The sequence below is a fragment of the Streptomyces sp. NPDC020898 genome (assembly GCF_044333925.1).
In the GTDB taxonomy this organism is placed as follows: Bacteria; Actinomycetota; Actinomycetes; order Streptomycetales; family Streptomycetaceae; genus Streptomyces.
This window is the reverse complement of record NZ_JBIRRV010000003.1, coordinates 464,706-478,309: the sequence shown is the minus strand read 5'-3', so window position 1 is coordinate 478,309 and position 13,604 is coordinate 464,706. Positions and strand designations below refer to the sequence as shown.

At 68.9% G+C, this 13,604-nt stretch carries 16 protein-coding genes; 3 read left to right on the top strand and 13 right to left on the bottom strand.

The features are described from left to right. Window positions 1-331 precede the first annotated feature (331 nt). The 3 genes from ACH4TV_RS13355 to ACH4TV_RS13345 all read right to left on the bottom strand — a co-directional run bounded on the left by ACH4TV_RS13355 (window position 332) and on the right by ACH4TV_RS13345 (window position 2,021). On the bottom strand, window positions 332-1,435 hold the full coding sequence (locus ACH4TV_RS13355) for a hypothetical protein (RefSeq protein WP_398397388.1): 1,104 nt from the start codon (window positions 1,433-1,435) through the stop codon (window positions 332-334). Beyond that, window positions 1,432-1,623 (bottom strand): hypothetical protein, encoded by a 192-nt coding sequence (locus ACH4TV_RS13350; RefSeq protein WP_398397387.1) that lies wholly within the window; start codon window positions 1,621-1,623, stop codon window positions 1,432-1,434. Before ACH4TV_RS13350 ends, ACH4TV_RS13355 begins: the two co-directional genes overlap by 4 nt. Before the next feature lie 191 nt (window positions 1,624-1,814). Next, window positions 1,815-2,021, bottom strand: coding sequence for a nuclear transport factor 2 family protein (locus tag ACH4TV_RS13345; RefSeq protein ID WP_398397386.1), 207 nt, complete (start codon window positions 2,019-2,021; stop codon window positions 1,815-1,817). Window positions 2,022-2,190: 169 nt separating this feature from the next. On the opposite strand from ACH4TV_RS13345, the gene ACH4TV_RS13340 reads away from it, so the two are divergent. After that, window positions 2,191-2,634, top strand: a complete 444-nt coding sequence (locus tag ACH4TV_RS13340) for an FCD domain-containing protein (protein ID WP_398397385.1) — start codon at window positions 2,191-2,193, stop codon at window positions 2,632-2,634. 169 nt (window positions 2,635-2,803) lie between these two features. Here ACH4TV_RS13340 and ACH4TV_RS13335 read toward each other — a convergent pair whose 3' ends face one another. The 5 genes from ACH4TV_RS13335 to ACH4TV_RS13315 all read right to left on the bottom strand — a co-directional run bounded on the left by ACH4TV_RS13335 (window position 2,804) and on the right by ACH4TV_RS13315 (window position 7,777). Next, a complete protein-coding gene (locus tag ACH4TV_RS13335) occupies window positions 2,804-3,868 on the bottom strand; it encodes a zinc-binding alcohol dehydrogenase family protein (RefSeq protein ID WP_398397384.1) in 1,065 nt (354 codons plus the stop codon). Between the two features lie 469 nt (window positions 3,869-4,337). After that, complete coding sequence (locus tag ACH4TV_RS13330) at window positions 4,338-5,468, bottom strand: sensor histidine kinase (protein WP_398397382.1); 1,131 nt, start codon at window positions 5,466-5,468, stop codon at window positions 4,338-4,340. A 22-nt stretch (window positions 5,469-5,490) separates the two neighbouring features. Continuing rightward, window positions 5,491-6,195 (bottom strand): response regulator, encoded by a 705-nt coding sequence (locus tag ACH4TV_RS13325; protein ID WP_398397381.1) that lies wholly within the window; start codon window positions 6,193-6,195, stop codon window positions 5,491-5,493. Window positions 6,196-6,242: 47 nt separating this feature from the next. Next, on the bottom strand, window positions 6,243-6,455 hold the full coding sequence (locus tag ACH4TV_RS13320) for a hypothetical protein (protein ID WP_398397379.1): 213 nt from the start codon (window positions 6,453-6,455) through the stop codon (window positions 6,243-6,245). Between the two features lie 170 nt (window positions 6,456-6,625). After that, entirely contained in the window at window positions 6,626-7,777 is a 1,152-nt protein-coding gene (locus ACH4TV_RS13315; RefSeq protein ID WP_398397377.1) for an amidohydrolase family protein, read from the bottom strand. Between the two features lie 616 nt (window positions 7,778-8,393). Here ACH4TV_RS13315 and ACH4TV_RS13310 point away from each other — a divergent pair. Next, a complete protein-coding gene (locus ACH4TV_RS13310; protein ID WP_398397375.1) occupies window positions 8,394-9,188 on the top strand; it encodes an alpha/beta fold hydrolase in 795 nt (264 codons plus the stop codon). Window positions 9,189-9,328: 140 nt separating this feature from the next. Further along, the gene (locus tag ACH4TV_RS13305) at window positions 9,329-9,700 is read left to right on the top strand and encodes an antibiotic biosynthesis monooxygenase family protein (RefSeq protein WP_398397373.1); all 372 of its coding nucleotides are present in this window, start codon (window positions 9,329-9,331) and stop codon (window positions 9,698-9,700) included. Here the strand turns inward: ACH4TV_RS13305 and ACH4TV_RS13300 are convergent. The 5 genes from ACH4TV_RS13300 to ACH4TV_RS13280 form a co-directional block, all read right to left on the bottom strand. Next, window positions 9,646-10,032: a fumarylacetoacetate hydrolase family protein gene (locus ACH4TV_RS13300; RefSeq protein WP_398397371.1), complete on the bottom strand. Its 387-nt coding sequence runs from the start codon at window positions 10,030-10,032 to the stop codon at window positions 9,646-9,648. The two genes, ACH4TV_RS13305 and ACH4TV_RS13300, sit on opposite strands and share 55 nt — an antisense overlap. A 56-nt stretch (window positions 10,033-10,088) precedes the next feature. Next, window positions 10,089-10,367 (bottom strand): aldehyde dehydrogenase family protein, encoded by a 279-nt coding sequence (locus tag ACH4TV_RS13295; RefSeq protein ID WP_398397369.1) that lies wholly within the window; start codon window positions 10,365-10,367, stop codon window positions 10,089-10,091. Window positions 10,368-10,369: 2 nt separating this feature from the next. Next, entirely contained in the window at window positions 10,370-11,290 is a 921-nt protein-coding gene (locus ACH4TV_RS13290) for an NADP-dependent oxidoreductase (protein ID WP_398397367.1), read from the bottom strand. 60 nt (window positions 11,291-11,350) lie between these two features. Beyond that, a complete protein-coding gene (locus ACH4TV_RS13285; protein ID WP_398397365.1) occupies window positions 11,351-12,541 on the bottom strand; it encodes an amidohydrolase family protein in 1,191 nt (396 codons plus the stop codon). 213 nt (window positions 12,542-12,754) lie between these two features. Next, the gene (locus ACH4TV_RS13280; protein ID WP_398397363.1) at window positions 12,755-13,546 is read right to left on the bottom strand and encodes an SDR family NAD(P)-dependent oxidoreductase; all 792 of its coding nucleotides are present in this window, start codon (window positions 13,544-13,546) and stop codon (window positions 12,755-12,757) included. Between the last annotated feature and the right edge of the window lie 58 nt (window positions 13,547-13,604).

Here is a 13,604-nt window from a genome sequence, read left to right as displayed (position 1 = left end):
GCACCTGGACCGGCGCCGGAGCCCTGGAACGGATCAGCCAGGTTCTGCGCTTCGCCGTCCCGAGCGGGCTTGGTACCGCGGTACTAAAGAGCTCCGGCTGATTCGGTTCCGCGGTACCGGATGGTCGCCCGGTACCCGCTCCTGGGTTGAGATCGCGGATCAGTCAGACCCAGCTCGCCCAATGATCTCTTCTTGGGAGTGAGCTCTTTCGGAGTGGCCACTGATCGGGCGACGATGTCGCCGCCCGCAACGGACAAGGCTCCTACGCCGTTGAGGGAGGTGTCGACGTCTCAACTCACCGGCACAGGAGCCTTGTTGGTTGCAGGCCGGCTCAGTCAGTGGTGGTGGCGGTGGGCTGGTCCCAGTTCTCCCAGCGCAGGAGGCGGCCGGTGCCGGCCTTGGCCTCGACACCGTGGTCGGTCATCTCGAATTCGCCGAAGTCCAGGACGTACAGGGCCGGATCACCGGGCGTGAACCCTACATCGATGGGCCGGTGCAGGTCGGGCTCGAACGGCAGACCACGGGTGGACCAGTCGTCCGGGTCGACCATCACCAGGCGCCGGCCGAGTTTCGGTCCGCCCGGTGGCAGTGTCATCGGGGCCTCGTCCCCGAACAGCGTGATCACCACCTGTCCGGCGGACGGGGAACCCGGCGGGGTGACGGCGAACTTGGTCGCCGCGACGTGTGCCTCGAAGTCCAGCACGGCTTGCTCCGGGGGCGGAAGCTGGTCGTGGTTGGCGAGCAGGAACGTCGGCTGGGGGCCGCGTTGAGGCTTGAACTTGGGGTCGGTCACCGGGATACCGCCGATGAAGTCCGGCCAGCCGTACCAGGCTCCCTCGCGTACTTCGAACAGCAGGTCGGGCGCGTCGCCGATGGGGCGGCTGCCGCGGTCGTCCGCTCCCTGGTCCACCGCGAGGAGTCGGCCGTCGGGCAGGAACCCTATGCCGAAGGCGTTACGCAGGCCCCAGGCCACCAGTTCCAGGTTCCCGCCGTCGAGGTCGCAGCGCATGACGGCCGCGGAGCAGGGCAGTGCGGCTTCGATCTTCTGACCGGGTCGGGTGGCGGTGCCGAAGGGGGCGAACGCGCCAGTGACGGCCTGCGCGCCGGGAGTGTCGGTCAGCGGGTCGCGGGTGGTGACGTTGACGCCGGTCAGTTCTATGTCGAGACCGGGAAGGTCGTACGAATGCGGGAGCCGGCCCAGCCAGCCGAGTTCGTACGCGTCCAGTCCGATGATCCCCAGGTTGGACATCGCTCCCTGCGCGAAGTACAGCTTGTTGTCGGGGCCCGCCACCGCCATGTCGACGTGATAGTTGCCGGGCCCGGGCAGGCCGTCGACGATGACGGTGCGCTGCCCGTCGGGACCGATGCGGGTGATCTGGCCGGCGCCGCCCTCGGACACGTACAAGAAGCCCTCGTGCCACAGAAGTCCGGTCACCGGCGGGGCCAAGGGTCGGCGATGAGACGGTGTTCGGCGCCGTCCCTGCCGAGATACCAGATCCGCCCGCCTGGTGCGGCACCGCCGAACGGCAGGCCCGACTCGGCCACATACACCCCGTGGTCGTCATCGAAGGCCAGACTGGTCGGGAAATCCAACCCGTCGGCCACCACGGTGGGCGAAGACATGAAAGCTCCTTAAAGGGGGTGAACGAACGGTGTAATTCAAGTGGTTGATGGTTACTGACAGGTGGCTGGGAGACGACCACCGAAAGTGAGGTCAAAGGCGTTCAGTTCGAGCCGCCGCGCTCGCTTGTCGTGCCTGCGCGCATCAGGCGTACGGTGCCACGACGGCCGGGCATCGAGACCCAGTGGGGCGGTCAGAACATGGTGTTGTCGTTGGCGGAGTTGGCCGGGACGGCCTGGACGACGTCCCAGTGTTCGACGATCTTCTTGTTCTGCACACGGTATACGTCGACGATGACGGTGCCAGGGTCTGCCGGTGGGGCCCGGAAGCGCGCGTGAACGGAAACCAGGTCACCTTCGGCGACGAGGCGCGTGATGGTTACACCCGTCTCCGGAAACACCCGCCCTGCGGCCTAAGAACAGCCGAAGTGGCACGCCCGCCGATACGGTCCCTGAACGACCGGGTGACGATACGGTCGAGCCGGGCGTACTCGAACGCCCTCGGCAGGCGGCGGAGACCATGCTCCGCTCCAGCCGCAGCAGGTTCCCGCCGACCAGCTTGGCGTCAGGGTGGAAGGTGCTTTCGGGCAGGTCACCGTACGTGGGCAGGACGCGCTCGGGGTGGACGGTCACGGTGCACGAGCCGTAGGCCACCGTGAGCCGACGCTGGTGGTCGAGGCCGCCAAGCGCAGCACTCCCGAGCAACTCGACGCCCTGGAGCGTCACATCGACGACCAGGAGGCGGCGACCGACACGGAGGCCGCCTTGAACGCGGCGACCGCCTTCCACGTCGACATCGCCGCACTCTCCGGGAACCGGCGCGCCGAACGCATGATGGCCAACCTGGGCGACGAGGTCCGCCGCATGCACTACCTCGTGCCCAGCCTCCGCAACAGGCTCACGGAGGAAGCCGAGATCAAGGACCATCGGGACCTTGTGGCAGCCATGAGACGCCTCGACATCGAGCAGGCCTACGAGATCATGGATCACCACTCCCAGGAATCACTGCGGTAGAAACTCCAGGGTCTGACCACCATCTGATCGGCCTGCGGATGCGCGCGCCGTCCCTCGGCATGTACCGCGTCATGAGCGGAAGCCACGGGGACAGCGGACCACAGGCTCAGCCTCGGCCGTTCTGCCGCGCCTGTGACCGCAGCCCCCTCCGGGCACACTCACCCGGGTGTCATGGCAGGAGGAGCACTTTGCCGGTCTGCCGGTGGCTTTCCAGGTAGGTGTGGGCCTCGGCCGCCTGGGCCAGCGGATAGGCCCGGTCGATGATCGGGGTGATCTTTGCGGCTGCCAGCAGTTCCAGGCACAGCTGCTGGTCCCGCAGGGTCGCGCCGCGCACACTGGCGATCCGCACCTGCCCGCCGATGAGGGCGAGTGCGTCCAACTCGAGCCGGGAGCCCTGGTCGGTCGGTGTGCCCAGGACGATGACCGTGCCGCCGAGCCGTATGCAGGAAAGGGAGAGCTGGAAGAAGTCGTTGCCGCCGACACAGTCCCAGACGGCGTCGGCGCCCAGACCGTGCGTCAGCTCCCTGACCTGTGCCGGGAGTCGGGGGTCGGTGGAGTGCAGGATGTGGTCGTAGCCGAGCCTTCTGAGCGCTTCGTCCCGGTCGGGCTTGGTGGTGGTGCCGATGACGGTGGCTCCGCTCAGCTTCGCCAGTTGTGCGCAGGCGATCGCCATCCCGCCGCTGGCGCCGGTGATGACCACGGTGTCGCCGGGACCGACGGGTGCTTGCCGCGCACAGTTGAGCGGGGTGGTGTAGGTCCACATGGTCGCTGCGGCTGTCTCGAAGTCGACGCCGTCGGGGATGGGCAGGATCGCGTCGTGGCGACGCACGACGTACTGGGCGTATCCGCCGAAGACCTGGTGTCCGGGGTAGGCGGTGGCGATGCAGAGGTTTTCGAGCCCGCGTACGCACAGGGCGCAGTTGCGGCACGGCGGGTGCGGAAGCTGCACCACCCTGTCGCCGGAGCGCCATCTGGTGACGTTCTCGCCGGTGGCGACGATTTCACCGGCCGCGTCCCGGCCGAGCTGGAACGGCAGAGGCCATGGCGGCCGTCCCGGGAGAGGCTGCGGTAAGTTGCCCGCGCGGTACCGCAGATCCCAGCTGTTGACGGCCGTGGCGTGCACGCGCATCAGGATGTCGTCGGGGCCGACTTCGGGAATCGGCGCTTCTACGTACTTGAGCACCTCGGGCCCGCCATGTTCGAACAGGCGGACCGCCATCATGGTCTGTTCCACTCTCACGTTCCTTAAGATCGTTACGCGGTTCATCGGGGGGCTCTGTGGAGCCGCCTGCGTCCCGCCCGCCCCGGTGAGATCGTGGGCGAGCGGACCTCGGCCGGGCGGCTTACCAGGGTTGGGTCGGGAACTGAACGGTCCGACGGTCGGCCACTCGGTCCCGGCCCCGCACGGGCTGTGAACAGGCCTGCGTTCCTTCATGCAGCGCGGTGTGAACGGCCGTAGTCAGGTGCCGCACGGCGGGGTGGTCAACGGTGTCCACCGGCCGGACGAGGAGTGCGTGCATGCCCTCCAGGCAACAGCCGCCTCATAAGGCACGTACCACTGGGCGTATGAAGCTTCCATGAAGCCAGGCTCTCCGCGCGGGCGCCCACTCCTGCAGCTGCGCCCGAACCCGGGCCGAAGGCCTGGCTGTTCATGGCCGGTTCCCTGTTGGAGGGCCGGCTGGTTGTCGATGGGGGGGATGGAGTCAGGGGGAGGCCGGGGGCATGCTGCCTCCTGGGGCGGGTTCCTGTGGTAGGCGCAAGGTGAACGTTGCCCCCTTGCCCAGGCCGGCGGATTCCGCGGTGATGTCTCCGCCGTGGGCTCGGGCGATGCCCCGGGCGATGGCCAGGCCGATGCCGCTGCCGCCTGCGGCGGCGGGGCGGCCGGGATGCTCGATGCGTTCGAAGCGGTGGAAGATGCGCTCGATGTCGTGTTCGGCGATGCCGATGCCGTCGTCCATGACGCGGACGATCATGTGGTGCACGGGAGCCGGTTCGGTGTGCACGGACAGCGCCACATGCCCGTGCGGATCGGATGCGGACAGTGCGTTGCCGAGCAGGTTCACCAGGACCTGGGTGATCCGGTCCGGGTCACAGAAGGCCCCGACGGGGGTGCCTGCGTCCACGGTGAGGGTCACCGTCTGGTCGTCGTACTGGGGGCGCAGCCGCTCGGCTGTCGTCCGTGCCAGTGTGGCCACGTCGGTGGGCTTGTGGTGGAGATCGAAGGCGCCCTCCTCCGACCGGGACAGGCTGGAGAGGTCGCCCGCCAGGCGCTGCAGCCGGTGAAGGTCGTCGGCGAGGGAGGCGAACATTGCCTCGTCGGGGAGGAGGATGCCGTCGGCCATGCCCTCGATCTGGGCGCGTAGAAGCGTGATGGGGGTCCGCATCTCGTGGGCGACCTCGGAGATCAGCCGGGCGCGGCGGCGTTCGGTGTCCGCGAGGGCTGCCGCCAGCGTGTTGACGTCTTCGACCAGCGCTGCCAGGCCCGGCTCGCTGGGGAGTTCGAGGATGTCGTCGTAGTGGCCCTCGGCGAGCCGGTGCGTCGCGGCGCGCACCCGGTCGAGCGGACGCAGCAGAAACCGGGACAGGGCGACGGACGCCGGGAAGGCCGCGGCCAAGCCGAACAAGAGGCCGACCTGCAGGACCACGTCGCCTTCGACGTCGTCGAGCCCGAGCCACACCTCGATCAGCGCGCTGATCGCCGCCATGGCCAGCAGTGCCAGGAGGAGCACCATGACGTGCGAGAGCACCAGCCGGTTGCGCAGCGACAGCCGCTCCTGGATTCGGCGCAGCCGCGCACGGCCCCTGCGGTAGGCCGGGAAGCGGGAGTGCGGCATGGGCGTGTGTCCTTCCTGGCCGCTAGGCGGGGCGCCCGATGAACCGGTAGCCGATGGTGCGGACGGTGCCGACGAGCCGGGGTGCGTTCGCGTCGTCGCCGAGCGCGCGCCGCAGGGTGCGGATGTGCACGTCCACGACGCGCTCGTCGCCGAAGAAGTCCTCGCCCCACACCTGGGTCAGCAGCCCGCGCCGGGTGAAGACCCGCCCGGGGACCCGGGCCATCACGAACAGCAGATCGAAGTCGAGAGCGGACAGCTCCACCGTCCGGTCGGCATCGACGAGGACGGTCCGTGTCTCGGGATCGACGGTCAGTCCGTCGAAACGCAGCACGCCGTCCTCGTGGGCCGCCTCGGGGCGGTTGTCGGTGCGCCGCAGGATGGCGCGTACCCGTAGTGCCAGTTCGCGGGGGCTGAACGGCTTGGTGACGTAGTCGTCGCTGCCGGTCGTGAAACCGATCAGCCGGTCGACCTCCTCGTCCCGGGCGGTGAGCATGATCACCGGGATCTGGCTCGCCTCCCGGATGCGGCGCAGGACCTGGAATCCGTCCAGCCCGGGGAGCATCACATCGAGCACCACGAGGTCCGGCCGGTCACGGGTGACCGCCTGCAGGGCGGACGGTCCGTCCGCGGCTTCGACGACATGGAACCCGTCCGCCTCCAGGTAGCCGCGCACGGTCATACGGATCTTGGGTTCGTCATCGACGACCAGAACGCGCTGCGTACTCATCGTGCTCGCTTTCCATCGCCGGGCGGGAAGAGGGAGGCGGAGGGTCGTCATGGCCGCGGGTGACAGGCGGCGCGGAGGTGGAGGGCCTCGAATGCGGCCAGCGTACGGCGGATGTCGTGGCCGGAGACGATCTCCCGGCCGGCCTCGCCCATCCGGCGCCGGGCCGCCGGGTCGTCGAGCAGTTCCATGAGGGAGTCGGCGAGGGCCCGCACGTCACCGGGCGGAAAGAGGAGCGACGACCCGCCACGTGCGAAGCGCACCCGCGCGAACCGGCTCCCGTCCTACGGGCCGCGTTCGTCCGGCAGCCGACGTCGTCCTCGGGGCGAGGCATTCCCGTCGGCCGACGGCGACCTTTGCACAGCGCGCCGCCCGCGGCCCGCCGGTGGGGCGGCGGAGCGGTGGGCGGCGGGCTTGGTGTGCGGTCGGCGGCTCAGCGCGAGCCGGCGCGGCGTATCCGCGCCCGCAGCTTCGGGAACTGGGCGAGGGCGTTGTTCCGCTCGAGGTCGATCCGCTCGCGCCGGCTGAAGACCTCATCGACGGTCGGTTCGGGGTCGCCTGCCTTGAGATTCGGCAGACTGCCCTTCAGGAAGGGCATCGTCTCGACGTTGTCCGCCGCGTAGAGGTGGCGGGTCGCCGGCCAGTCGCTGCCGAACATGATGTGGTCGGCGGGCACCAGGGACGACAGCGGCTGCAACTGCGCGGCGGTGAACGCCTGTGCGTTGTCGAAGAACATCCGCTTCATGTACGTGAAGGGGCCTTCCGGCAGCACCTCGTTGAACGGCGGGAACGCCGAGTGCCGTGTCCCGAGCCGGAAGGCCAGGAACGGCAGTGCGCCGCCGCTGTGCGTGAAGTGCCAGCGGATGTTCGGGTAGTCCCGCAGGACACCGTTGTAGATCAGGCTCGTCATCGCACGGGTCGCGTCGAAGTTGTACTCGAAGACGTTGTTGCCGGCCGGGATGTCGGGGCCAAAGCAGAGCTTGGGAGCCGGGTTGTTCTCCGGACCCGTCGGGTGGACGTAGACGTAGGCATGGCGGTCATTGAGGATCTCGTACAGAGGCGCGAACGAAGGATCCCCCAGGTAGACGCCCTTGTAGTTGGTGAGCAGGCAGATGCCGTCGAGGTCCAGTTCACCGAGCGCCCGGTCCACCTCGGCCACCGAGCCGTCGATGTCGGGCATCGGGGTGACCGCGAAGATCCCGAACCGGTCACCACGGGTCTGCACGAGGTCGCGGGCGTAGTCGTTGACCGCACGGGCGGTGGCGCGCCGGTCGTCGACCGGGCCGACGGTGACCTGGAGGTCGCCGAACGACAGAACGCTGGCCTGGATCCGGTACTGGTCCATGAAGGCCACGTGCCGATCGACCGACCACGGACCGTACGCCCCGGTGATGGCGCCGAGGAGGCCGTAGCGCTGCAGGTAGTCGTTGTACACGTCAGGGGAGTAGTGCGCGTGGGTATCGATACGCCAGTTGCCCTTCGGCAGCCCCGGACCGGACGATGCCGGCACCGGACTGGCCATGGCAGCCGGCACCGTGGCCGCCGCCGCCGTGACAAGCGCCGCGGCCGATGCCCCTTCGATCATCCTTCGACGCGAGATGTTCCGTCGCAGGTTCATTCTGGTTCCCCTCTTCATTCTGTGTGCGAATCAGGTCGTACGTATGCGCGTCATGGCGCCGCCGCCAGGCCGGGCAGGGCCTGCGCAGGACGGCGATGGTCCCCGCCGTAATGGAGACCGCTCTGCCCTCAGGCGGGCGTGCGCGCGATCCAGGCCGAGCGAGGAGCGCAAGCGGCCAAGTCGTTCCTCGACCCGGCCGGTCGCCGCCGGCAGGTCGATCCGGCGCTCACGTGTGGGAACCCCCTGGCGCCAAGGTCGCCGCGTCGGCCGGCGGTCGGCTGCGGAGCGGACCCGCGAGCAACGGTGTCCACCGGCCGGACGAGGAGTGCGTGCATGCCCTCCAGGCAACAGCCGCCTCATAAAGCACGTAGCACTCAGCCCATGAAGCTTCCATGAAGCCGATCGCCAGACCGACGCCCACTCGGCCAGCAGGGCATGGGGCGGTTCGGTCGGAGGTGAATCACACAGTGAGGGTGATTGACGTCACAGTTCGAATCATACGGTGCGTGTGATAAAAATGAAGGGTAATCACACGCACTGGATGATTAGTGCAGGCCGCTATACCTGTGAAAGGTGAATCGTCATGTCATCTCGGAATCTGATCGAGCCGTCGTTCGCTCGTACGCGTCTGGGTTCCGGCCCGGGTCTGCTCCTCGCCCACGGGGCCGGCAGCAGCCTGGCCGGCACCTACGGCCCCGTCCTGGAAGCCCTCGCCGCCCGCTACACCGTCGTCGGCATCGACTACCCCGGCAGCGGCGACACCCCCCGCTCCACCACCGCGCTGTCCGTCGACGACCTCGCCGACCAGCTCATCGCCGCCGCCGACGCGGAAGGCCTCGACCGCTTCGCCGTCTCCGGCTTCTCCCTCGGCGGCCCCGTCGCCATCCGCGCCGCCACCCGCCACCCCCAACGCGTCACCGCACTCGTCCTGACCGCCGCCTTCCCCCACCGCGACAACCGCCTCGCCCTCGCCTCCTCCGTCTGGAGCAAGATCGCCGCATCCGGCGACCGCGAACTCCTCGCCGAATTCCAGCTCATGATGGCCCTCGGCACCCAGGCCCTCGAATCCATGCCCACCGACCAACTGCGCCAGACCCTCGCCTACGCCGCCGCCGGCGCAGCCGACGGCAGCCCCGAACAGACCGACCTCGTCGGCCACCTCGACGTCCGCGACGACCTCCCCACCATCACCGCCCCCACCCTCGTCATCTCCACCACCGACGACCGCCTCACCTCCACCACCCTCCACCGCCAACTCGCCGACACCATCCCCGGCGCCCACCTCACCGAAATCGCCACCGGCCACCTGCCGATGCTGGAACGGACCGAGGAGTGGCAGCAGCTCATCACCGACTTCCTCACCAAGCACCACGCCTGACAACACACCACCGGCCCTCACGCGGACCGCCCATTGATCACGACTCACCAACACGCGGATGGGCCGCCGTCCGGTCCCGGATCACTTGAATCCCCTGTGGGTCGGTAGACCCACTTCCCCCTCGATTGCATGGAGGAATCATGCTCAAGTTCGGACAGCTCGACGAGTCCACCCATGTCCACGACCAGCAGAAGGAGAAGGTCGGCCCGGTCACCGTCATCAACACGATTGTCGCCCCGGAAGGCAAGGAGGACGAGGTGGTGGCCGCCTGGACGGCGGACGCGGAGTACCTGAAGGAGTCGGGGAGCCTCCTCTCGGTGCAGCTGTACCGGGGCATCGGCGGCAGCCGGCTGTTCACCAACGTCGCGGTCTGGAAATCCACCGACCATCTCCGTGCAGCGCTCGGCACACCGGAGTTCGCCTCCTACGTGGAGGGCTACCCTGCCGGGACCGTCGCCTACCCGCACCTGTACCAGAAGGTCGCTGTCGAGGGCGTCTGCGAAGGGGAATGACGACCGCTCCCCTGTTCCGGGCTGCCGTTCGCCACGCACACGACGTGCGCCTGCTCCGTATCGGCGTGCCGGACCTCGGCCCCGATGACGACACCGAGTTCGGCCTCCCAGTCCATCTGTGTGGCGGATGCGGACAGGGTCACGTCGTCGTAGGCGGCGACCAGCGCCCGCACGTACGTGTTGAACAGCGTGGGGTGTGAGGGCAGTTCGCGATCCATCTCCAGAATGTGGGTGCGGCCGCACACCACCTTCTCCGGCGCGACGGCCACGGGGGCGTAATCCAGGGCGCCTTCGTACGCTTCGCCGACGGCGTCCGCGGCACGCGCCGACACAGGTCGCCCTTGTCGATCTCGAAGACCTTGTCGCCGGCATGGGCGGCCGCCTCGCACTAGAACACCTGCCACGGCCTGATCGCGGCGACGACGCCGTAGGGCTCAAGCAGCGAGAGATCCCGCAGGTTCCCCGAGTCGTGAAGCTGGTCCGGCATCGCCTCGCACGGGCTCGCGAACATCTCGACGATCCCGATCGCCGCCTCCACGCCGAAGTAGCGCGCCTGGAACCAGGGTTTTCCGTGGTCGCTGCTTCCCGGAGTCGCCCCTGGGTGCTTCTGCGCCTCGGTCGGATGCTCCGTATGCGAAGAGATTCGGTAACCGGGGGGGTGAGGCACCGTCAGGGCTTGAGAACGATCTTTCCCCTCGTGTGGCGACGTTCCAACTCCCCGAAGGCGTCGCGGACTTCGTCGAGCGGGTAGACGCGGGCGATCGGGATTTCCAGCTCACCGCCGGCGATCAGCGCGGCGAGTTCCCCGAGGACGTCGGCCCTTGCCGCAGCCGCGCTGCCCTCCGCCTTGGTGCCGTGCTTCGCCGCGCCCGGGAAGTCGATGGTCGTGTTGATCCGTTCACCGGGTACGCCGAGTTCCAGGGCCAGTTCGATGTAGGGAGCGCCGAAGGTGTCGATGAATGCGTCGATCGTGCCGTCGGCCGCGGCGCGGACGCGCTCGCCGACGTCCTCTCCATAGGTCACCGGGATCACTCCCTGCCGGGCCAGCCATGCATGGTGGGACTCACTTGCCAGACCGATGACGGTGGCCCCGGCCTGCCGCGCGAGTTGCACGACGAGGGAGCCCACCCCGCCGGCGGCCCCGGAGACGACGACGGTCTCGCCACGCCCGACCTTGACGGCGTGTACCGCCGCGTACGCCGTGGTACCGGCGACGAAGAGCGCGCCGGCCTGCTCCCACGGAACGTCCGCCGGTCGAGGGCTGAGGTGGTTCTCCTCCACGATCACGTACTCGGCGTGGCTGGCCCGGTTGTCGGTGAAGCCGATGACCTCGTCACCGAGGGCGAATCCGGTGACTCCTGCGCCGAGTTCCTCGACGATCCCGGCGAGGTCGCTGCCCTGGCCCGACGGGAAGGTCGCGGGAAACCTCTCGTGCAGAACCCCCCGCCGGATCATGGCCTCGCCGGGGTTGATCCCGGCGGCCACCACCCTGACGAGCACCTCGCGTGCACCGGGCGTGGGCCGTTCGACCTCGACCAGGTTCAGTACGTCGACGCCGCCGTACTCCGCGAACCGTACTGCTTTGGGCATCGTGCCCCCTCTCGTCGGCCCGCGGGGGTAGGACCGCAGGGCTATGTCGTCGCTACCGGTTCACAACCCCAGGATGCGCTCGGCGTTGCCGTGCGCGATGCGGGCGAGGTCGGCCGGTGCGTGCGGTGCGGAGCGCAGGAACGCCACCGCCTCGGCACTGGACTCGAACGGGTAGTCGATGGCGAACAGGACCCGGTCGACACCGACGGCATGGACCGCTCCCAGCAGCGCGGCATGGGACATGACTCCGCTGGTGGTGATGTACACGTTGTTCCGCAGGTAGTACGAGGGCAGGTGCCGCACCCTCTGCTCGGCCGGCACCTGGGAGTAGCGGCTGTCGAGCCGGGCCATCTGGAACGGCAGCAGCTCGCCCATGTGTCCCAACATCAGCGACGCGCCCGGGAACTGGTCGAACACGCCGCCGTAGATCAGCCGGAGCGCGTGGGCGCCCACCATCGCGGTCCAGCCCCAGGAGGGCCCCACCAGCACGGGATACCCGTTGAACACACGCCAGTTGTCGGCCGGAATCGCAGCCGGATGCAGATACAGCGGCACGCCCAGGCGCTCCAGCTCGGCCCATACCGGCCTGAACTGCGGCTCGTCCAGATAGTGCCCCCGTACATGGTCGTTGAACAGCACGCCCTTGAGCCCGAGTTCCCTCACCGCCCGGCGCAGCTCCACGACCGCGGCCTTCGGGTCCTGCAGCGGAAGGACCGCGAAGCCCGCGAACCGGTTCGGACGACGGGCGACCGCCTGGGCCAGGAAGTCGTTGATCTGCCGCGCGACGGCCACGGCCTCCGCCGGGTCCTCGATCACTTCCAGACCCGGCGTGGCATACGAGAGAACCTGCATGTCGACGCCGTTGGCGTCCATGTCCGCCAGCCGCAGCTCGGTCATGTCGTCCAGGCGCCGGTACCACTCCCGCTTGATCGCCTCCGGCACGTCCGTGCGCTCACGGATCGCCGCCTCCTGCCGGATGGCTCCAGGAACGGCGAACGCTTCTTCCACGGCCACGATGCGCATCTTCTTCTCCTTCGTGGGGTTCCGGTGGTCCTTCGAGCGGTCGACCGTCATGGAGGCGCTGCTGCCGGGCGCTGCCTCGGCGGCGGACGCGGGTTGTCCCGCGACCAGGCCGCCGGCCACGGCGGCTCCTGAGGCAGCGGCGGTCGCGGCGATGAACCTTCGCCGGGTGGCTGCGGCCGGGGGCTCAGTGGGTGGAGTCACAGCTTGGACGGGACGTTCGTCGGACATGTCCGCTCTCCCTTGTTGGTGGCGCGGTGATTGTCGGGACGTGCCGATCTCTGTCGCGCTCCGCGAAGGTGCGCGTCGACTCCTCCGGAGTGGTCCGATGCCCAACGGCGGTCTCGGTGACCTGTCCTGGATCCGGCTCGGAAAGCTCTGCAGGCCGCCGAACTCGGGGCAGGCGGGCAGGAAGCGATCACCTGCCCGCCGTTCACGACTGCCCTAAGCGCGCACATCCGCGTAGCGAGCCGCGCGTGCCGACTGGTTGCCGCCCGCGACGAAAGCGGTCTCCGCGGCGAGCAAGGCGTCCAGGGTGGAGTCCCCACCCTCCAGACCGGGGGCGCAGACGGTCTCGCCCAGGCGCAGGCCGGCCAGGCTGGCCGACGCCACGTCCTCGGGCGTCATCGCCCAGGGGATGTTGTGACCGGCACCGCTGTTCCACTCGGTCGCCACAACGCCGGGGCACAACACCTGGACGCGAAGCGCAGTGTCGGCGAGTTCGTTGGCGAGGGTGCGGGTGAAGCCCACGGTGGCGGCCTTCGCGGCGACGTACAACGTGCGCCGGGGTGCTCGCGGGTCCTTGAGACCCGCGCTGAAGGCGAGGAGCGAGGCGACGGTGACAATGGCACCTTCGCCTGCCGCGAGCATTCCGGGAAGTGCGGCGTGCACCAGCTTGACGGGAGCGACGGCGTTGAGGGTGAGCAGGCGGTCGATGTCGGCCGACTCGACGTCGATGAGCGGGGCGTAGCCGCCGGCGCCGGCGTTGCTGATCAGCGTGTGTACGTCCCCGGCGGCCAGGCGGTCGGTGACAGCGGTGATGCCGTCGTGGGTCATGAGGTCGGCGGGCAGCACCTCGACGGCTGCGCCGCGGGCGCGGAGTTCCTCGGCGAGGTCGGCGAGCCGGTCGGCGCGTCGCGCCACCAGGACGAGGTCGTGGTCGTCGGCCATGAGCCGGGCGTAGGCGGCGCCGATGCCGGAGGAGGCGCCAGTGATCAAAGCGATGGTACGAGTCATGGGTTCAGTGTTATTCAGCTACTGGGGTTATGTCAAACGCTTGATAGTCATGAAGTGT